This window comes from Rhodopila sp., from assembly GCF_965277165.1.
In the GTDB taxonomy this organism is placed as follows: Bacteria; Pseudomonadota; Alphaproteobacteria; order Acetobacterales; family Acetobacteraceae; genus Rhodopila.
Map to the genome: position 1 here is coordinate 1 of NZ_CBDICE010000001.1, position 19,886 is coordinate 19,886.

A 19,886-nucleotide genomic window follows, 5' to 3' on the forward strand; every position below is an offset into this window, starting at 1 on the left:
CGGCAGCGGGCGCATCGACACCATGTGGGGCGCCACCGTTATCGAGTTGAAGAGCGACCTGCGGCGCGAACTCGACGACGTCCGAGCCCGTCTGCCCGCCTATCTCGCTGACGCCGCCTCGCGATCGCGCAGCCCGCGCCCGGTCACCGGGTTAGCCACCGACGGCGCCACTTTCATCGCCTACGCGCTGCGCGAGGGCAGGCTTCAGGAACTCGCCCGCTACGCAACCGATCCGGAACGCCCAAACGAACTGATGGCGTGGCTGGAGCCTCTGCTGTCCGACCGCCCGGACATCCTGCCGGAACCGCGCGTGGTCGCTCAGGCGTTCGGCCGCACCAGCCTGACCTTCGGCCAGGCCCGCATGGGCCTCGACGCGCTGTGGGAACTGCTGCGCGACGATCCGGAAGTGCGGCTGAAGCGTGACCTGTGGGACGGGCTGCTGCGCGAAGCCTACGGCGAAGCAGTCGGTGACGACCGGCTGTTCCTCCAGCACACCTACCTGACCATCGTCGTCAAGGCGATCGCCGCCCGCGTGCTGGACCTGCCGGTGGGCGATCCCGCGGCGCTGCTGTCCGGCCGCGCGGCGGCCGACGAGGGCTTCCTGGGCGCGGTGGAGGCCGATTTCTTCGACTGGCCGCTGAAGCTCACCGCCGGGGCCGAACTGGTGCGCCACGTCGCGCTGCAAACCGCCCGCTTCCGCCTGCGCGATGTCGAAGTGGACGTGCTGAAGATCCTCTACGAGAGCCTGGTCGATCCGGATGAGCGCCACGACCTGGGCGAGTACTACACACCCGATTGGCTGGCGGCGCGCATCGTCGCGGCGGCCGTCGACCAGCCGTTGGAGCAGCGCGTGCTGGACCCCGCCTGCGGTTCCGGAACGTTCCTGTTCCACGCCCTGCGCCGGCTGATTGCCGCCGGGCGTGCAGCGGGCTGGCCCGGCGCCCGCATCCTGGAAGCCTGCGCCGAGAAGGTGCGCGGGCTGGACGTCCATCCAGTCGCGGTCACACTAGCCCGCGTGACCTGGCTGCTGGCGCTCGGTGATCTGGTAACCGAGCGACCGTCGAAACTGACTGTGCCGGTATTTCTGGGCGACGCGATGCAATGGAACCTCCGCCAGTACGTCGGCGGCGCCGACGTACTGGTCCCGGTGCCGGGGGAAGACCGCCCGCTGCAAATTCCCGCCGGCTTCGCCGAGAATCAGGCGGCGTTCGAGCACGGATTGGACACGCTGAACCAGGGCCTGGCTGACAACTCCACGCCGGAGGCAGTCGGTCGCGCCTTGCGGCGAATCGAAGGCGCTACCAGCAGTGATGCGGATGCTATGGTCGCCACATTCACACATTTACAGACGCTCTATCGTGCCGGGCGTAACGGCGTATGGACTTTCGTGTTTCGCAATCTCGCCCGGCCGGTGTGGCTGTCACGGCCGGAGCAGCGAGCGGACGTCCTGGTCGGCAATCCACCCTGGATCGTCTATCGCCACCTCAGCGCCGGCATGAAGGATCGGCTGCGGGAGGCGTTGCGTGCCTATGACCTGTGGGTCGGCGGCAACCTGGCGACGCAGCAGGATATGTGCGCCCTGTTCTGGGCCCGTGGCGCGGAGCGGTATCTCACCCGCGGCGGACGGCTGGCATTCGTGCTGCCCTATGCCGTGCTGAACGCGCCGGTGTTCACCGGGCTACGCACCGGTCGGCTGGGCCAGACGCCGGTGCGACTGACCGGGGGATGGTCGCTGGAGCGGGTCTGGCCGATCTTCGGTGCACAGTCCGGCAGCAGCACCACCAGCACCTGCGTGCTGTTTGGGCGGCGGGAGCTGGTTGGGCCCCATCCGACGGAGGTGGATCGATGGGATGGGCGCCTGCCGCGGCGTGACGCCAATGATGACGAGGCCAAACGCGCCCTGACCCGCAACCGCGTGCCATGGCCGCGAGCGCGGACGCTGGTAGGGATGTCGCCCTATCGCACCCGGTTTCGCCAAGGCGCGACGATCGTTCCGCGGCGATTTTTCATCGTCGAGCCAGAACCGACCGGCCGATTAGGGGGGCGCCGAGATGCGCCTCGGATGCGAGGCCGCGTCGGGGCGTTGGACAAGAAACCTTGGAGTAACGTCGAGCCGCCACATGGACCGGTGGAGTTACAGTTTCTTCGCCAGATCGTATTGGGTGAGACGATTGTGCCATTCCGCCTGCTAGCCACGGTGACAGGGGTCATTCCGCTGGACGGGCCAAGGATGCTGGACGCGACAGCAGCGAGCGATGCTGGATACCGTCACTTGGCCGCCTGGCTCCGCTACGTAGAAACGAAATGGGAGGAGAACTGTAACAAGCACGCAGATGGCAGGCCCCGCATGACATTGGGGGGCCAGATCGACTACATGCGGAAGTTGTCTAGTCAGGCCGCTCCTTCGAGCATGCGCGTATTCTATACTGCCTCCGGAACTCGGCTCAGCGCCGTGCGTGTCCTCGGCAACGACACAGTGGTGGAACATAAAGCTTACTGGACCTCTGCGCGGTCTGAGGCCGAAGCAGCCTACCTAATTACTTTGATCAACAGTAGGGCAGCCCTGGCCAAAATAAGTGATTTGCAATCATATGGCGAAGCCGGAACTCATCGAGACTTCGACAACCTCGTCTGGACTCTCCCAATTCCCGATACGACGACACCGACCCGCTGCATCGCGACCTCGCCGCTGCCGCGACGCACGCCGAAACGGTCGCTGCCGGAGTCGAACTGATCGAAACGCAGCACTTCACTGCAAAGCGCGGTGCCATCCGTGCCGCCCTCGTCGCCGACGGCATCGCCGCCGAGATGGAGGCGATGGTGGACGCCCTCCTGCCCCCCTGAACCGGCGCCCGATCGGCGACGCAGCCCTACTAGCCGGCGCGAGACGTCGGCATTTCTGTCTCCGCTGCGCCGACGAGCGCCAGTGTCCTCTGGCAGCCTCACTACAACGAGCCGGCAGCCGACGTGAGCATTTCGGCCGGCTTTTTTAGCCCAAGAAAAATTTCTTGCAAACTGAGGAAATTTGGCCTATACCTTTCAGACGAAATAACCCCTTTGGCGAACCCGATGCCATTCGCCGGCAAATTCCCCGCCGCCTTGCTCGACACCATTACGTACGCCTCGCGGTGCTCTACCTTGCCGCCGCCGACCTCAACGCTGCGTGCGGGTCGCCGCCTCTCACCCGGAAGCCGAGGCAAGCTCGGTCTCGCCGCAGCGATCGTCGCGAACCCCAGGTGCGAGCGCGAATGCAACTAACTGGCGACCCGCATCCCCTCGGCCACAATCGGCCGTAACTTCGCATGCAGATGCGGATTGCCCGCCACGATATGACTGGTCTCGCGCGGATCGCCCTCGCCAACGTCGGTCGCATACCCCCCCGCCTCCCTCACCAGCAAGATACCGGCGCAGATGTCCCACGGCTTGACCCCAAGCTCCCAGTACGCATCGAACCGCCCATGCGCCACCCAAGCCAGGTCCAGCGCCGCCGCGCCAAACCGCCGGATTCCGGCCACCCGCGGCATCAGCGCCGTCAACGTCCGCCCGAACGCAAGCTGCCGAGGCGCCGACACCGCGCCGAACGGGATCCCGGTGGCGAACACCGCGTCATGCAACTCGCGCCGCGCCGACACCCGCAGCCGCCGCTCATTGACGAACGCGCCGGTGCCCTTCTCCGCCCAGAACATCTCATCCGCCGCCGGCGCATAGATCACCCCGGCATGCACCTCCGACCCACCATCCGGCAGCCGCCGCTCCAGCCCGATGCTGATCGCCCAGTGCGGCATGCCATGGAGAAAATTGGTGGTACCATCCAGCGGGTCCACCACCCAGCGCCAGGCCCAGTTGTCCGACCCCGAGGCACCCGACTCCTCCATCAGGAAAGCATAGCCGGGGCGCGCTTTGTTGAGTTCCTCCTTCAACGTCTGTTCCGCCCGCAGATCGGCCTGGGAGACGAAATCGGAGGGGCCCTTGATGCTGACCTGAAGCTGCTCGACCTCGGCGAAGTCGCGCAGCAGACGCTTCGACGCCTTCTGCGCGGCATTGGCCATCACGGTCAGGTGCGGTGAGAGACGGAACGCCATCAGCCCTTGGCGCGCTCGACATAGCTGGAATCCTCGGTGCGCACCACGATGCGTTCGCCGGCCTCGATGAACGGCGGCACCGCGGTCTTCACCCCGTTCGAAAGCTTGGCCGGCTTGTAGGAGGACGAGGCGGTCTGGCCCTTGACCACCGGATCGGCCTCGACCACCTCCAGCACCACCGAGGACGGCAGGTGGATCGCCACCGGCTCGCCCTCCACCAGGTCCACCACCAGCTTCATCTGGTCCTGCAGGAACGGCGCCGCATCGCCCATCAGGGTGGCGGGGATGTGTGCTTCCTCGTAGGTTTCGGGGTCCATCAGCACCAGGTTGGTGCCGTCGCTGTAGGAGTAGGTGTACTCCTTCTGATCGGTGGTCAGCCGCTCGACGGTGTCGGCGGTGCGCCAGCGTTCGTTGGTCTTGTTGCCCGACTTCAGGTCGCGCATCTCGACCTGGATGAAGGCGCCGCCCTTGCCGGGGGTGATGATCTGCTGTTTCAGCACCGTCCAGCGGCGGCCTTCATGCTCGATCACCTGGCCGGCGCGAATCAGGTTCGCCTGCTGCTTCATTTCGGTGGGTCCATGCGATGGGATGGGGGGTGGCGGCTTCTAGACCGGGCCGGGTCGGGCGGCAAGGTTGCGCGGTCAGCAGGCGATCGCGGCGACCTGTCCGGTCCGGGCGCCGACGGTGGCGGATCAGGATGGATGCTGGTGCGGGCGTAGGGGCGGCGGGAAACCATGTCCGGGGAGAATGCGAGATGGTATCAAAGGGGCCGCGGGTGCCGGGGCGGCGCTGGATCATCGGGGCGCTGCTTGGGGTCGGGATCCTGATCAATTACTTCGACCGGATCAATATCTCGGTCGCGGCTCCGCAGTTGCAGCGCGAGTTCGGGCTGTCGCCGGAGGAACTCGGGCTGTTGTTCAGTGCGTTCTTCTGGTCGTATTCGTTGCTGCAGGTGCCGGGCGGGATGGTGCTGGACCGGTTCGGGGTGACTCGGGTCGGGCGCTGGGGGGCGTTGCTGTGGGCGGTGGCCTCGGCGGTCACCGCGCTGTCGGGCGGGTTTGCTGGGATTCTCGCGGCTCGGGTGTTGTTGGGGGTGGCCGAGGCGCCGGCGTTTCCGGCCAACCAGAAGGCCACCGGGTATTGGTTTCCGCGCAACGAACGGGCGCGCTCGACGGCGATCTTCGATTCGGCGGCGAAGTTCTCCAACGTGATCGGGGTGCCGCTGGTGGCGTTTGCCATCGTGCGGCTGGGGTGGCGCTGGGGCTTCGGCATCACCGCGGCGCTTTCGCTGGGGTATTTCGTCGCCTACTGGCTGATCTACCGCGATCCGAGCCAGGACGAGCGGCTGAGTGCTGAGGAGCGCGGCTATATCGTGGCCGGCGGGGCGACGCCCGAGGGGGTCTCGGCGGGCGGCAACAATGCGATGCTGGGGTATCTGCTGCGCAACCGCAAGGTTTGGGGGCTGACCATTGGGTTCGCGGCGTATGGCTACTCGTTCTATCTGTTCCTGACCTGGTTGCCTGGCTACCTGGTGCAGACCTTGCACATGAGCATCCTGAAGTCGGCCGGTTATGCGACCATCCCGTGGATCTTCGCCAGCCTGTCCGATCTGCTGATCGGTGGGTTCCTGGTCGATCATCTGATCGTGCGCGGCCATGATGAGACCTTGGTGCGCAAGACGGTGCTGGTGGTCGGCATGGCTCTGGGGCTGACGGTGTTCGGGGCGGTGCGCACCACCGATCCGGTGTGGGCGATCACCTGGATCAGCATCGCGCTGACCGGGTTGTCGGCGGCGGCGCCGGTGGGGTCGTCGCTGGTGTCGCTGATCGCGCCGCGCGGGGGGACCGGCACGATCGGCGGCGTGGTGAATTTCGCCAACAACCTGATGGGGGTGGCGGCGCCGGTGATCACCGGGTTCATCGTCGGGCTGACGCAGTCGTTTGCCGGGGCGTTCCTGGTCGCGGGGGTGGTGCTGGTGGTCGGGATCTTTGCCTACGTGGTGGTGCTGGGGCGGATCGAGCCGATCCCGGAGCCGGGCGCGGATGACGGCGGCGGTTCGAGCGGCGCTTAGGGACGGCGGCCGCGGCTGGGCGGCTTGGTTTTGCGCTGCGGCGATGCGGTGCGGTGATGCGCCATGCGGTGATGCGCCATGCGGTGATGCGCCATGCGGTGATGCGCCGTGCAGCGAGGTGCTGCCGAGCAGGCGGGACTTCAGCGGCACGTCGCCGCGGGTCAGATCGCCGGCGATCTTGGTCAGGGCGTTGATCCGCATCAGTTCGATGCGGCGTTGTTCCGGGGGCAGGGCGGCGAGACCGGCGCTGGACTCGTTGGCGACCTCGGTCATCGCGCTGGCCCAGGACAGGTCGCACTGGCGTTGGGTGAGCGGTTCGGTGGGCTGCTCGGCGGGTTCGGCGGCCTGGGCCTGCCGCACCTGTGCGTGGGTGTCGCGCAGCGTGGCGATCACCCGGGCCTGGCGCTGGGCCTCATCGGGATCGGGTTCGCTGGCTTGAGGTGGGGGGTCGCTCGCGGGTTTTGCCTCGGTCGGGGCGGGCCGGCCGCGGTTGTTCGGGATCGCGGCGGCGTTCTGCGAGGTGCGGCTGAGCGCGTTGGCGTTGCCGCGCAGTTTCAGCTTCATCGGCAGCGACAGGTCCGGCGCGGCGGCCAGGCGCAGGTTGTCCAGCGACGCCATGGCGAGGCCGACGATCTGGGCGATGCTGACCAGGCTGTGCTGGCCGGCGGCGGTGCAGGCGGCGATCGCCTGACGGGCGGCGAGGCGGGCATCGTCGACGCTGCCGATTGTCAGCAACGGGGCGAGGAAGGCGACAACGACCTGTAGCAGCTGATCGGGCAGCAGTTGATCGCTGGGCCGGCTCAGCGCGATGTCGGGGTGCCGCGGCTGGGCGGTGTCGTTGGCGGCCGGCCGCGGGGTGTGGTTGGCGGCCGGCTGCGGGGTGTGGTTGGCGGCCGGGCGGGGGTGGTGCGGAGCGGTCATGGGATGAGGTCTCCGGTGCGGATCGGGCGGATCTTGGGCAGCTTGTCGATGCCCTTGAGGCGGTTGGCCTCGTATTCGCGGCGGTATTGCAGGCCGACCCGGCGCGCCATGTAGGCGGTCTGTTCGGGAGTGGGGTCATCCATCACGATCATGCCGCCGCCGGGCAGGATGCCCTCGGTGTTGGCGATGTCGAGGCCCTCGTTCTCCTTTGCGATGCGCTCGCGTTCGAGGAACGCGTTGGCCTCGGCGAGGGCTTCATCGGTCCAGGTGATCGGTGGTTCGGCTGGGTCGGTGGCATCTTGGGTGTAGCCGTTTTCGGCGGCCAGGCAGCGGTCCTCCAGGTCGCGCATCACCTCGGTCGGGTTGTCGTCGGCGGCGGTCCAGACGCGCGGGGTCGGGCGGCCGAGCGGGATGGCGAGCGGCTTGGCCTGGCGGCGCTCGATCGCGCGCAGCATGGTGTCGAAGGTGCGGGCGGCGGAGGCGGCGGCGGTGAAGTGACGGATGCTGTCGCCGTTGGGGCGGCGCAGGTTCATGCCGAGGCGCCAGCAGGCGGCGGCGGCGTGGTAGGCGGACAACGCCTGGACGCCGAGCATGACCTCGATCTCGTCGCGGGGGTGCAGGGCGGAGAGGCCGAGCAGGGCGCTGTGCATGCGGCGGTCTTGCCAGCCTTGGGGTTCGTTGGGGTCGAGCGGCAGGGCGCGCATCAGGGTGCGGATGGCCTCGGTCATGAAGCTGGGGTTGAGTGGGCCGTCGTGCTGGAAGATGGCGTCGCGGTGGTACGGCGGAGGGGGGTCGGGCTGGGTGTCGGTTGCGGGGTTGTCGGCCTGAGTGGTTTTGGCCTGGTGGTTTTGGCCTGGGCGGTTTTGGCCTGGGTGGTTTTGTTGGCGGTGGGATCGGGCATTGGGGCTCGTGTTTGGGGGCTCGTGTTTGGGGGGCTCGCGTTGGGTAGCTCGTGGTTGGGGGCTCGCGGGTGACGTTCGTGGTTTGTTCTCATGTGTGGGTGGAGATGGGTCAGCGGGTGGCTGGTGCAAGGGGGAGGTGGAAGAAATGCCGCCTGATGCTTGCGGATGATGATTCCCCGGCTTTGAAGAGGACCGCAGCGGAGATCGATCCTGAGGCCGCTGAACGCCGGTCAACGGAGCGGCCGCGCTGGCGTGACGCGGCGTGTTGCCACAATAGGCGCACAATGCAGACCGGTGGTGTTGTGCCGCCAGGGCGAAAGACCGGGGTGCCCGGGGACGGATTGCCGGTGCACAGCTTCCAGTCGTTGCTCGCCGATCCGGCGACGCTGGCAGGCAATACCATCGATTACGCCGGATTATCCGCTGACCTTGCACACCAAGCCCCGACCTCGGTGCACCGCAGGGCGTTCGCGGTGTTGGGGGGTGGTCGTGTAGCCAGTGCCGCTGGACGGCTTCCGAGGATTAGTTGTGTCTTTGCAAAGAAGGAAACTCGGTCTAGATAAATACTAGAAACTGGACGCACGACCAGCTGGAAGCGGGCAAGGGCGTTCAAGGATTTATCGACTGTCCAGCCAAGCGGAGCCGCCGCATTCGTCAAGCTTGCCTCAATCGGGGTGATGCAGCAGCAAACGATGTAATCCCAGCCGCCCCTGAGGGTGACCCAATCGGCACCGATCGCGGCGGTGTGCCGGTTCGGCTGGTCTCAACACGACCGACGAGATTGATCCTATCGCGATCGGAATGCCTTGCTCGAGCCGTCCGTGCGGTTCGGTGGTTCGCAAACAAGACTCTACCACGGAGGGGGCGGAGGTGCCACGGAGATGCACGGAGAAAGTTAATACACCGCTGCGCCGACGAAGCGACGTTGCGGTACCCGATCGGGTTGCGAGACAGCAGCTTGTCGAAGTGATCCGCACCTGCTTCTCCGTGCACCATCGTGCTACCTCCTTCTCCTCCGTGTTAAAAAAACCTGCTTCCGCTACCGCATGGTCCAGGAAACTTATCCGCCTGTGCACGCCCGTCGATAGGCTTGCCGGCTTGGCCGCCGGAGGGTCGATTTCCGCAGCGCCTAGTATAATCTACGGTAAAAGGGTTTCGAGCGGACGCTAACAAACTCTCCTCAACCATATTGAACTGAATGTGTTGGGGTTCTGTTCGACAGTCTCGTATAAAGGTATATGTTTATTGAGAAAGGCCTCGTCGAAGTGGCGGATAAGAGATGTCGACATCGTTATCTTGAATCGATCGTTAAAGCAAAAGAAGGCCTGCAACAGCATCGCCTCATTCCAAAACATCGGCCAATCCTTGTCCAAGATCCAAAATTCCGGCGGATAGGGGATGTTGTAGGGGAAAGGTATGTCATGGACATGTATTGTCACGCCTACGTTGAGCATCGGCAGTACTTCTAAATATAGAAATGGCACATCGCCATCAACCTTCAAGATATGACTTGAGTCAATGAACAGAATGTCGTTCTCCTGTAGCTGCGCGAAAAGCGACGCGTCGACATCCTGTACCTCTTTGGAGATCAGCCGGACTCCAGCGATCTCACGTAGTTTGTCATAAGGCTTCGGCTCTATACAGGTCATTTCGAGAGGATGGCCTTCGTTGGCGTTTCTTTCCGCCGCCAAACTGCAGTAGTAAGTCGACAGGCCAGATCCAACTTCGACATAGCGCAGCGGTTTCAAATGCCTGACCATCATGTAAAGAGTAAGGGCATCGACTGCCGTATAGCCGACGCCGAAGCCCTCCTTCTGCAACGTTGTGTGAGGCGGGATGGCGGAAAATTCTTCCAAATATTTCCCAAGTAGATCCAAAATATCCTGTTTCATTTTCTCCAGGTCGTAGTCGACGCCCCTCAGTGCACTGGGACGATTCCATCGTGGCATGGTGGTCCTGAGCTGGAAACTCGAAGCCAAGGGAGAATAACAGTCATTCGTCCGCGCCACCAAGAGGCCGACTGACTCCAAGGTCCTCCTGAAATTTACAGCGAACTTATGCTTCACTGGCGCGGGCAGTTTTCTTAGCGAGTTATACACCAAAGACTTCATACTCTATCTCCATGAATTCGTTAATCCCTTCGGGACACCTGGTTTCATTCAGCTTTCGCCCAATAGTCGCTTGGAGCACTTGCCCCTTTGCCTTGTTCCGCCGCTTCTTATCAACATCCCCAGAGGGGCGGCCTATCCGCGGCTTCCGGTTCAGACTCGTGTCCCGAGTCTGGAGTTCGCCATATCGGGCAAACGTGTGTCCCGCGACCCTGGCTCTTGGTTTTCAGTGGCCTGCTGATCCCATACGTCCGCCGCATAGTGCGGCGAACTTCTGGCGCAGGACACTAGAGCACTTTGACGGTGACTGGAAATAACCGGCCTGGCGGAGGAAGTTGGCACATTCCTGAGGTGAGGCAGTTGATCGGGGTTCCAAGCACTTTCACAGTGGCTCGATGGTTCGAATGGCTTTGGCTCGCAGAAGGGCCTTGAGTTTGGCGAATGCCATCTCGATCGGATTGAGATCAGGGCTGTAGGGTGGGATGAACATCAGGCTTGCGCCGGCCGCCTCGATCGCCTCGCCGCTGACCTTGTGCGAACGCAAGTTGATCATAACGACGGTATCGCCTGGTTATAGGGTCGCGACCAGGACCTGCGCGACCAAGGCCAGAAACATCTCACCTTTCATGGCGCGGTCGAAGACGCCAGGCGCCACCGGACCATCGCAGCGTAACGCGTCGATGAACCTTGAGGTCTTGCAATGACCATGTGGCACCGCCGCGACAGCCGTTTGCAAGTCGCGCACCGCGAAGCCGGAACATGATCAAACGGCAACTAGTTGAAAAGAATGGCTCGGGCGGTAGGATTCGAACCTACGACCAATCGGTTAACAGCCGATTGCTCTACCGCTGAGCTACGCCCGATCAGACCCCTCGGCAACGGCGGCCGGGAGCGCGCCTATCTAGTGGGCCTGCCGTGCCGGGTCAACCGCGTTGCGCGAACCGGATCCGCATCGTGCAGCGTTGGGTCAGCCGGCGATCCAGGATTGGCCTGCTGCTGCCCTCGCGGCCGACACGGCTGTTTCGGCGCAACCGCTTCGCCGCTGCAAACCACGGGATCGGCGACGACGAAACAGCACGTTGTCCCGCCGATGCGATGCTGTATTATGCCGCCGGTGGCGAGAGTGGCGGAACGGTAGACGCAGTCGGCTCAAAATCGACCGCCCTTGGGCATGGGGGTTCGAATCCCCCCTCTCGCACCAGTTCGCATCGGTGCCGCGTCCAGGCGGCGACCTGGGGCTATGCCGCGACATCCGCGTATCCCGCTCCGGTCAGTCGCAGCAGATCGTTCGGCGTCAGGGCAAACAGCGCGTTCGGTGACCCTCCGGCGGCCCAGATCGTCGAGAACGTTCGCAAATCCTGATCCAGCAACACGACCGGCGGCGTCGCATGCCCGACCGGCGGCACGGCCCCTGGGGGGAATCCTGTCCGCTGCAGCACAAACCCGGCGTCGGCTCGGCTGATCTTAAGCCCAAGCAGGGTAGCGACCTTGTTCTGGTCCACCCGATTGGCGCCCGAGGTCACCACCAGCACCGGCCGCCCGTCCGCCGCCTTGAACAGCATCGACTTGGCGATCTGGGCGACGTCGCAGCCGATCGCCGCCGCTGCCTCGGCGGAGGAATGGGTGCTCTGGTCGAATTCCAGGACCCGGAATGCATCGCCCAGGATGGCCTGGATCCGCATCGCGCCTGCGCTGCTGGCTGGCTTCATCGTTGCCTTTCTCCCTTTCACGCCATGGTCCCGAACGGCTTTGGGCTTTGCGGGTCAGCCGACTGGTCCGGACCGCGATCGCAGCCGCGGCCGAGCCCGCAGCACCGGGTCCTCCACCAACACGTGCAGCGCCCAGGCCAGCGGGATGGTCAGCGGGATCGAGGTCATGGCGCGCGCCGCTATCATCGCGTAAGCCGACCCGAACGGCAGCTTATCCAGAAACGGTTGTGCCAGGATCAGCCCGATCACGTGCGTCAGATAGAACGGGTAGCTGATCGCGCCGAGAAACAACGGCACGCGCCAACGCAGGAAACCCAGCGCGCCGTTCGCCACCGCGCCGACCAGAACCGTGGCGCCGATCATTTCAAAGCAGCGCGTGATGCCGCCGTGCCCGGTCAGGATATTGCTGAACAACAGCACCACGATGCCGCCGCCAAGCACCCAGCGGTTGCGCCAGAACCGGGCGGGCAGCGAGGAGATCGACGCACCGAGGATGAACGCCGGAAAGAACACCACCGGCCCGACGCCGCGGAACAACGGCGTCACCCCGAAAGCCAGCACCAGCGCGAGCAGCAATTTCCGCCCCGCGCCTCGGGTCAGCCCCCAAAGCGCGAACAAGGCGAAACTGGCCACGACCTCGACCTGCAATGACCACAACACGTTGTTCAGGCTGGTGCTGAGCAGCAGCATGTTGCGCACCAGTTCGGCGGCCGGTGCGTTCGCCAGCAGCCCCAGCGGCAAGGCCGCGACGATCGTCAGCGGGAACAGCCGGTAGATCCGGGCGCAGGCATAGTCCGGCAGATCGGCGAAAAACCGCAGGTTCTTGCGCTGGAACGAAGCCCACAGCACGTGCCCGCTCAGCACGAAGAACACCATCACCGCGGCATCGGAGGGGAACAGCGTCGAGAACAGCCGCATCACGATGTCGGCCGCCGGCATCGAGGGGAAATCGCGCAGGCTGCGCCCCCACAGCGCCAGCCCGGTGACCTGCTCGACGCAATGTCCCAGTGCGACCGAAAGCGCCGCCAGGCCGCGCAGGCCATCCAGGCCGTGGTTGCGCTGCGTCGGCTGGGTCGGCTGGGTCGGGCCCACGACCGGCGCCTAGCCCACCAGCCGCCGAGCGATGCCGATGATCCGGTGCGCCTCGGACCACAAGCCATAGGGTTCCAGCGCATCCATCGGCGCCCACACCGCGGCGGTTACGTCGGTCGCCGCCACCGGGTCGCCGGCTACCCAGCGGGCGGCGAAATCCAGGATCGTGTAGTGGAACCGCACCCGCCCGTCGGGATCCCGGCGGATGGTGTCGACATGGGCGCAGAAGTGCAGCTCGCCCACCACCAGCCCGCATTCCTCCATCAGTTCGCGCCGGGCTGCTTGCTCGCAGGTCTCACCGACGTCCTGGGCGCCCCCGGGTAGGGTCCAACTGCCCAGGTTCGGCGGCTTGCCGCGCTGGCACAGCAGCACATGGTCGGCTTTGATCACCACGATCCCGATACCGACGAACGGCCGGGTCGGATACTCCCGATCGGTCATTTGTGGCCGGGATCAGACGCCCTCGGTGCTGGGGTCACCGGAGTTGGCGTTCCCGGGGTGGGCGTTCCGGAGGTGGGCGTTCCGGGGATGGGCGTTCCGGAGGTGGGCGTTCCGGAGGTGGGCGTTCCGGAGGTGGGCGTTGCCGCGGTTGGCCCTGGGCTTGGCGACGGTGGCTTGGCCGGTTCCTCCGCCTTCAGGTCAGCCATCGAGGGCACCAGCGATTTCTCCTTCCACGAGCCGATCTGGTACGACCAGCCGGCGACGCGTGCGTTCATGCGCTGCGCCTCGGCCTTCACCTTGTCGGAGCCGCCGGAGACGGCGAATCGCGCCCAGACATCCTTTTCAGCGTGGAACACCGTGACCGTCACCGCAAGTCCGTCGTTGGTGGTGAACACCGCGTGGCCGGCTTCCGACCCCGGCGCATCGGCATCCGCCTTGACCTCCTGGAAGGTCAGCAATTCCAGTCCGCGGGCCACGTCGTCGACCTTGTAGTCCTCCAGGTTGGGATGCTGCGCCGGCTGGGTCAGCACGAATTTGCCGTCGCGGCGCGCGAACGTCAGCGCCTGGTCATTCACCGCGACCGAGGCGATGCGGTCGTGCGCTATGTTCATCACGTTGCGGTCCAGCCACAGCGAGGCATCGGCGTCCACCTGCAGGCTGCCCTCGGCCAGCCAGGACTGGTTCTGATCGGGGCGGCGAACATAGACCTCTTCGGGCACGTTGGCCTGGCTGCGGACCCGCCGGTGGCCGACGATCAGCGCCACGACCGGCTTGTCCTTGGTGTCCACCAGCCGCAGCAGATCGGCGCTGGAGGCGGATCCGTTCGGATCGTCCACGCCCAGCCGGCTGTACTCGGCCGGGTCGCTGGTCCGGGGTTCGGCCAGCCGCAGTTCGGTCAGGCCGGTCAGCATGCCGCGCAACCTGGCCTCCTGCACCGGGTAATCGTGCATCGAGGCGACGCCCCAGCCGCCGTCGGGGCGCTTCTCGATGACCGTCTGCCTGGCTTGATGGGTGATCTCGATCCGAGCCACATCGCGCAGTTTCGGCGCCAGGTCGGGGAACATCAGCTGGCCGCGGGCGATGGTGGTCTGTTCGTCGGGGGTGGTGCGGGTGCCGAAATACCAGCCGCCCAACACCGCGACCAGACCCAGTGCCGCCAATGTGGCGACGCCGCGCGGCCTCATCGCCGGGCCCTGGCGCGGCGGCGGCGCTGCAGGATGCCCATGCCGATCGCCAGCACGGTCATCAGCGCCGGCACCAGCACGATGGTGAAGATCCGCATCTCGTTCTCAAGTTGCGAGATGTCGCGGTTGAGCTCCAACTGCACCGCGCGCAGCTTCTGCCTGGTCTGCAGCACGTCCTGGCGGGCGGCGCCGATCGCGGCCTGCTGGTCGGGTGTGATGACGGCGTCCTGCTTTTCCTGCTCGCCGCTGCCGCCGGAGCGCAGGGTGCGGAGCTGTTTCTCGACGTCGTCCAGATGCTGCTGCAGCGCCTGCTGGGTCTGGCGGAACCGCGCCTCGGCGTCGCTTTGCATTTCGGCCACAAGGGTGAACGGGCGGTTGGTATCGCCGCGCGAGCGCAGTCCGATCAGGGCGTCGCTGCCGGCCAGGGTGCCGATCAGGTTGGCGACGAACGGGCCGTCGTCGGAGAACGGCGTCGCGCTCTGCTGGCCGAAGAAGTCGGAAACCCGCACCCAGAAGCGATCCGCCAGGATGTCGGAGTCCGCCACCACCACCATATTCGCGGGGCCGTCGGTCCGCGCCCTGAACGGGGGAAATCCAGCCGGTCGCGTCTCATTGCCCTGCCGCGGGGGCGGGCCGGAGAACGCCGATTTCAGCACCCCACGCACCCGCGCGGCGATCACGCGGGGACCGCCCTGGGGCTTGAAACCGGCCAGCACCTTCGCCGGATCGGGGGTCTTGACCTCGTCCAGCGGGATCGAGCCGCTGCGGTCGCTGCTGCTGAGCAGCGGCAGGAAGTCGATCGCGGCATTCGGCGCCTTGGACAGGAAGCCCGAGGACGCCACCGTCACCTGCTGCAGATCCGCCGTTGCCGGATCGTCGTGGTTGATGCCGTCGCGGATGTTGAACCAGGCGACGTAGTTCACCGCCGCTTCGGTATCGTTGCCGGTGGTGCGTACTCGCCATGCGCCGGTCAGGTCGCCGACCACCTGGTTCGGATCGAACTCGATCCCCCAGGCGTCGAACAACCGCTTCAGGTCCGAGTGGGTGTCCCGCGGCGGCATCCCGTCTGGTGACGGCGTTGCCGCCATTGCCTCGCTCCACGGGTCGACCATCGCCATCAGCTTGCCGCCGCGCATCACGAACTGGTCGATCGCGTACAGCGTCGCCGGCGACAGGTTCTGCGCCTCGGCCACCAGCAGCACCCCGATGTCGGGATCGATCACCTGGGCGTTGGTCGGCACGGTCTTCACGGTATTGGTCTGCCGCAGCAGCACCGAGGAGGCATACGGCTGCCCGCCGGGGCCGCGTCCCTGGGTCATCATCATGGTGCGCGGATCGCCATCCAGCGGCAGCGAGGACATCACGCCGACCACCGGGCGCTTGGGGTTGGACAGCTCGTAGACCAGCTTGGTCAGGTCGTATTCCAGAAACCGCTCGCGTTCGGCCTGGAAGAACGGGATGGTCCGCTCATCGTCCTCGAGGTTGCTGCCGGCGAGGCCGAAGTAGATCTGCGACCCGCCCTGATCCAGCGGCACCCCCTGCAGGCCATACGCCATGGCTCGGTCCTCGGTATCGCTGAATGGTTCGGGATCGTAGAATTCCAGGTGGACCTTGCCGTTGGAGGCCGCGGCGTAGTCGCGCAGCATCTCGCGCACGTGGTCGGCGTAGCTGCCATAGGCCGGCACCGTGCTGCCCAACTGGCGTGAGTAGAACAGCCGCAAGGTGACTGGCTCCTTCAGGCCGGCCAGGATCTGTTTGGTGCCCGACGACAGGGTGTAGATATGGCCCTGGGTGAGGTCGAGCTGGGCGTTGGCAAGCCTGGCGTCGGCGAACATGTTGATGCCGATGGCGATCGCCGCGGCGGCGATCACGCCGATGATGGAAAAGGCCAGCCGGCGCATGGCGTTCAGTCCGCCTTCCGCTGATCGACCAGGACCGTGTTCAGGAACAAAAAGAAGCCGATGAAGGTCGCGAAATAGATCAGGTCGCGCAGCGCGATGATGCCTCGGGTGAAGTCGGTGAAGCGGTCGATCACGGCGATCCGGCGGGTGAATTCCCCGAGCGCCGGTATGTTATGGGCCAGGAAGTCGTTGACGATCGGGTTGGAGGCGACGGCGAAGACGAAACAGATCGCCACCGCCAGGACGAAGGCGATGACCTGGTTGCGCGTCACCGCCGACATCGCCGCACCGACCGACAGGAAGGCGCCGGCCACCAGCAGGCAACCGACATATCCCGAGGCGATCGCCCCGTTATCCGGCGAGCCGAGGATGTTGACCGCGATGACGAAGGGAAACGTCAGCAGCAAGGCGATGGCGCAGAATGCCCAGGCGGCGAGGAATTTGCCCAGCACCGCCTGACCCTGTTGGATCGGCAAGGTCAGCAGCAGTTCGATCGTTCCCAGCCGGCGTTCCTCGGCCCAGAGGCGCATGGTGATCGCCGGGATCAGCAGCAGGAACACCCACGGGATGAAGGTGAAGAACGGATCGAGGTCCGCCTGGCCACGATCGAAGAATTGCCCGAGGTTGAAGGTCAGCGCACCTTGCAGGACGAGGAAGATGACGATGAACACGGTTGCCACCGGGGTGGCGAAATAGGCGCGCAGTTCCCGGCCTGCGACAACCAGGGTCTTGGTCATGCGGGATGCCTCGTTACAGCGGCGGTATGGGATGACGGTGTGACAGCGTCATGATCCGGCTGGTGAACCGCGATCACGCAGCCTGCCCCACCGTCAGCGCGCGAAAGACTTCTTCCAGGCGTCCCGAGGGGGTTCGCTGCTCCAGTTCCGCCGGTGTGGCGTCGGCAACGATGCGGCCGCCGGCGATGACGATCGCGCGTGAGCATACCGCATCGACCTCCTCCAGGATGTGCGTCGAGATGATGATCGCCTTGTCCGGCGCCATTCGCTCGATCAAGCCGCGCACCTCGTGCTTCTGGTTGGGGTCCAGTCCGTCGGTGGGTTCGTCCAGCACCAGCACCGGGGGATCGTGCAGCAGCGCCTGGGCCAGCCCAACGCGGCGCTTGAAGCCTTTCGACAAGGTTTCCACCGACTGCAGCCGCACACCTTGTAGGGTGGTCAGTCCGAGGGCGTGATCGACCCGATCGGCCAGCTCCGCGCCGGAAAACCCGCGCACCCGGGCGCAGAAGCGCAGGAAGCCGACGACCGACATTTCCGGGTAGGTTGGCGCGCCTTCGGGCAGGAAACCGAGCAGCCGGCGCGCTGCAACGCTGTCGGTCTGCACGTCATGGCCGTGGATGCGCGCGGTGCCGGCGGTGGGGATCATGAAGCCGGCCAGCATGCGCATCGTGGTCGATTTGCCGGCGCCGTTCGGGCCGAGGAAGCCTAGCACCTCGCCTCGGCGCACCGCGAAGGAGACGTCGTCGACCGCGGTGAATGCGCCGAAGCGCTTGGTCAGTCGCTCGATTTCGATCAGCGCCGGTTGGTTCGGTGTGTCCTCGGCGCGAGCCGTCACTTTGCGTTCCCCACCATGCTCCCCCGGGCAGTTGCCGTTGACCGCCGGACATACAAGAAACGCAATTCAATGCAACCGGGAAGCCGGCTGTATGACGGGATATTAACTTAACGAAAAGTTAGTCGTCGGGCGCGACCGCGATCAGTCGAACAGCGAATCCACCGCATCCTGTGCCAGGTCCGGGTTAGCCTGGTGATGCTCCGGCTTGAGGGCGCCGGCGTTGTTGTAGGGTGCGTTGACCACGACACGCTCGAACGGCGGCGGGTCTTCACCGGGAGCGAGGTCGGTCAGCATGGTCTCGACCTGCTGCAGGTGCTGGATCGCGCGGCGGATGCGCTGTCCGGTGACGTCCTGGAACGAGCACGCCTCGAAGATCGCGTTGACCTTCTGGTTGACCACGCCCATCGAGGCGGAGTCGTGTTTGCCCTCGCGCAGCCAGTCGCCGATGGCCTCGGCCGCTTCCATGATGCGGTTGGCTGCTTCCTCGGTGGCCTGGACCACGGCTTCCAGTTCCAGGCCGCTGTTGCGGGTTGCCGCGGTGGGCAGCGCGACCACGCTGGCGACCTGCTCGCGGATGTCCGACAGTTGGCGTGAGAGGTTGTTTTCGCTGAAATCCATCAGGTCGGAGGTGGCGTGGACCTCGGCGCTGAGTTCGGCGATGCGGCGGTCGACGAAGCCGCGCAGGGCTTCGATTTCGGTTCGGATCGTTGCGCACACGACCTGCTGGATCTGATCTGCCTGGTTCGCCACTGTGCCCGCCCGCGTTGCGATCGATGTCCGGAGACCGGCATATGATCCTGGCGGACTTAACATTTGGTAAACGGGTCGGCCAGCCGGCTTCGTGCGGGTCGGGGTCACACCATGACACGGGCGAGGTAGCACGAGTGACCGAGCGCTCATCCAAGCTGTCATGGCGGTTCGCAAGCGCTCCAGTCCCGGGCGGTCGAAGGCAACGCTGCCACGCGCGCGATCCGCGCGCGGAATAGGTGCAACCGCTGAGTGGCTATGGCGTCGATACGTTGCGCGGCATTGGTATGATAGAATTTAGTCGCAAGTGGCCGTTGGCCGACGCAACCGCTGCAGGTGCCGTTCCATTGCCGAACGGAACGGGCTCGATAGGCGGTTCCTAGCACGGAGCATGAACGCTACTTTCCGTTCGGGATAGCGGCTTCGCCGCATCAGTGGCATTGGACCTGTGAATAATGCGGGAATTCGCAAACCCGAATGTCACGCGACAGCACGACGGTAACCAGTTCCTTCCGCCATCTGTCGTAAAAACAGCCCAACGTATAGCTGGGAATTTTCGATCGGGACGCAGGCGGATCTGACGGTACGACGAACCGGCCCCACTCGGGCATCAGTTCGCCTTGATCGAGCGGATCACCATCGAATAATCCGACATCTTTGAGTGATTTGCCGTTGTGGGTGGGCGGGCATCCAAGTTCTGCGTTTCCTGCATAAGCGGCTGCGCTTGTGATCAGCCACAGTCCCATCAGGCATGTTGCCAGCCGGCTACTCGACAACATTACAGGATTCTCCCCGATCGACGCGTAGGCTGTGCGGCTTGCCAAAAAAGATCGTGCGTTTGCTAGGCTTATGGTGTTCGGTGATGTGGCCCCCCGGGTCTCGTATGTTCCACTGATCGACCACCCGGATGCCATCTTCGTCCTGGCCGAGGTAGATCGCCGCGTGCCCGTCGTAGTGACCGTTGCTGTCGAACGTTGCAATGGCTGTTCCGGGTCGGATATTGGTGTTGCCCTGGACTTGGAGGCCACGCTGCCAATTCGTCGCTTGCGGAGCGCCGGTCGCAGCACGGACCAGAGGAACGCACTCTCCGGTGCCGACGGAAGGCTGCCCGACCCACCGTTGCGGATCGCCGGCGACGTAACGGCCGGACGCCGCT

17 protein-coding genes, 2 tRNA genes and 1 pseudogene are annotated in these 19,886 nt (G+C 65.2%); 4 read left to right on the forward strand and 16 right to left on the reverse strand.

Translation table 11 applies throughout. The annotated features are described in order from the left end of the window. The coding region (locus tag ACQY4Y_RS00005; protein ID WP_428488525.1) for an N-6 DNA methylase at nucleotides 1–2,734 on the forward strand (2,734 nt) is incomplete at its 5' end. A 520-nt stretch (nucleotides 2,735–3,254) separates the two neighbouring features. Here ACQY4Y_RS00005 and ACQY4Y_RS00010 read toward each other — a convergent pair. Next, the gene (locus ACQY4Y_RS00010; protein ID WP_428488526.1) at nucleotides 3,255–4,082 is read right to left on the reverse strand and encodes an inositol monophosphatase family protein; all 828 of its coding nucleotides are present in this window, start codon (nucleotides 4,080–4,082) and stop codon (nucleotides 3,255–3,257) included. Next, entirely contained in the window at nucleotides 4,082–4,648 is a 567-nt protein-coding gene (gene efp, locus ACQY4Y_RS00015; protein ID WP_428488527.1) for an elongation factor P, read from the reverse strand. Before efp ends, ACQY4Y_RS00010 begins: the two co-directional genes overlap by 1 nt. A gap of 188 nt (nucleotides 4,649–4,836) precedes the next feature. Here efp and ACQY4Y_RS00020 point away from each other — a divergent pair, with 188 nt between their 5' ends. Both ACQY4Y_RS00020 and ACQY4Y_RS00025 read left to right on the forward strand, forming a co-directional pair. Then, nucleotides 4,837–6,153 carry an MFS transporter gene (locus ACQY4Y_RS00020; RefSeq protein ID WP_428488528.1) on the forward strand — a complete coding sequence of 439 codons (1,317 nt, stop codon included), beginning with the start codon at nucleotides 4,837–4,839 and terminating at the stop codon, nucleotides 6,151–6,153. 108 nt (nucleotides 6,154–6,261) lie between these two features. Beyond that, complete coding sequence (locus tag ACQY4Y_RS00025) at nucleotides 6,262–6,918, forward strand: hypothetical protein (protein WP_428488529.1); 657 nt, start codon at nucleotides 6,262–6,264, stop codon at nucleotides 6,916–6,918. Nucleotides 6,919–7,070: 152 nt separating this feature from the next. On the opposite strand, the gene ACQY4Y_RS00030 is transcribed toward ACQY4Y_RS00025, so the two are convergent. The 4 genes and pseudogenes from ACQY4Y_RS00030 to ACQY4Y_RS00045 all read right to left on the reverse strand — a co-directional run bounded on the left by ACQY4Y_RS00030 (nucleotide 7,071) and on the right by ACQY4Y_RS00045 (nucleotide 10,947). Continuing rightward, nucleotides 7,071–7,802, reverse strand: a complete 732-nt coding sequence (locus ACQY4Y_RS00030) for a hypothetical protein (protein WP_428488530.1) — start codon at nucleotides 7,800–7,802, stop codon at nucleotides 7,071–7,073. Nucleotides 7,803–9,142: 1,340 nt separating this feature from the next. Beyond that, on the reverse strand, nucleotides 9,143–10,087 hold the full coding sequence (locus ACQY4Y_RS00035) for a class I SAM-dependent methyltransferase (RefSeq protein ID WP_428488531.1): 945 nt from the start codon (nucleotides 10,085–10,087) through the stop codon (nucleotides 9,143–9,145). A 310-nt stretch (nucleotides 10,088–10,397) separates the two neighbouring features. Then, a pseudogene (locus ACQY4Y_RS00040) lies at nucleotides 10,398–10,805 on the reverse strand (transposase); the annotation flags it as partial. A gap of 67 nt (nucleotides 10,806–10,872) precedes the next feature. Continuing rightward, nucleotides 10,873–10,947 (reverse strand) — tRNA-Asn (locus ACQY4Y_RS00045). Nucleotides 10,948–11,201: 254 nt separating this feature from the next. Between ACQY4Y_RS00045 and ACQY4Y_RS00050 the strand changes: the two genes are divergently transcribed. Further along, nucleotides 11,202–11,285, forward strand: a tRNA-Leu gene (locus ACQY4Y_RS00050). Nucleotides 11,286–11,322: 37 nt separating this feature from the next. Here ACQY4Y_RS00050 and ACQY4Y_RS00055 read toward each other — a convergent pair. The 10 genes from ACQY4Y_RS00055 to ACQY4Y_RS00100 all read right to left on the reverse strand — a co-directional run. Further along, nucleotides 11,323–11,793, reverse strand: a complete 471-nt coding sequence (locus ACQY4Y_RS00055; RefSeq protein WP_428488532.1) for a YbaK/EbsC family protein — start codon at nucleotides 11,791–11,793, stop codon at nucleotides 11,323–11,325. 54 nt (nucleotides 11,794–11,847) lie between these two features. Beyond that, entirely contained in the window at nucleotides 11,848–12,885 is a 1,038-nt protein-coding gene (locus ACQY4Y_RS00060) for an acyltransferase family protein (protein ID WP_428488533.1), read from the reverse strand. A gap of 9 nt (nucleotides 12,886–12,894) precedes the next feature. Beyond that, entirely contained in the window at nucleotides 12,895–13,326 is a 432-nt protein-coding gene (locus tag ACQY4Y_RS00065; protein ID WP_428488534.1) for an NUDIX hydrolase, read from the reverse strand. After that, nucleotides 13,323–14,510: a DUF4340 domain-containing protein gene (locus ACQY4Y_RS00070; protein ID WP_428488535.1), complete on the reverse strand. Its 1,188-nt coding sequence runs from the start codon at nucleotides 14,508–14,510 to the stop codon at nucleotides 13,323–13,325. Before ACQY4Y_RS00070 ends, ACQY4Y_RS00065 begins: the two co-directional genes overlap by 4 nt. Continuing rightward, nucleotides 14,507–16,411 (reverse strand): Gldg family protein, encoded by a 1,905-nt coding sequence (locus tag ACQY4Y_RS00075; protein WP_428488536.1) that lies wholly within the window; start codon nucleotides 16,409–16,411, stop codon nucleotides 14,507–14,509. Before ACQY4Y_RS00075 ends, ACQY4Y_RS00070 begins: the two co-directional genes overlap by 4 nt. Before the next feature lie 5 nt (nucleotides 16,412–16,416). Beyond that, nucleotides 16,417–17,148 (reverse strand): ABC transporter permease subunit, encoded by a 732-nt coding sequence (locus ACQY4Y_RS00080; protein ID WP_428488537.1) that lies wholly within the window; start codon nucleotides 17,146–17,148, stop codon nucleotides 16,417–16,419. 73 nt (nucleotides 17,149–17,221) lie between these two features. Continuing rightward, a complete protein-coding gene (locus ACQY4Y_RS00085; protein ID WP_428488538.1) occupies nucleotides 17,222–17,983 on the reverse strand; it encodes an ABC transporter ATP-binding protein in 762 nt (253 codons plus the stop codon). A 141-nt stretch (nucleotides 17,984–18,124) separates the two neighbouring features. Next, on the reverse strand, nucleotides 18,125–18,733 hold the full coding sequence (locus ACQY4Y_RS00090; protein ID WP_428488539.1) for a hypothetical protein: 609 nt from the start codon (nucleotides 18,731–18,733) through the stop codon (nucleotides 18,125–18,127). A gap of 428 nt (nucleotides 18,734–19,161) precedes the next feature. Further along, nucleotides 19,162–19,476, reverse strand: a complete 315-nt coding sequence (locus ACQY4Y_RS00095; protein ID WP_428488540.1) for a hypothetical protein — start codon at nucleotides 19,474–19,476, stop codon at nucleotides 19,162–19,164. Nucleotides 19,477–19,495: 19 nt separating this feature from the next. Continuing rightward, on the reverse strand, nucleotides 19,496–19,886 hold a 391-nt coding region (locus ACQY4Y_RS00100), incomplete at its 5' end, for a BPSL0067 family protein (protein ID WP_428488541.1).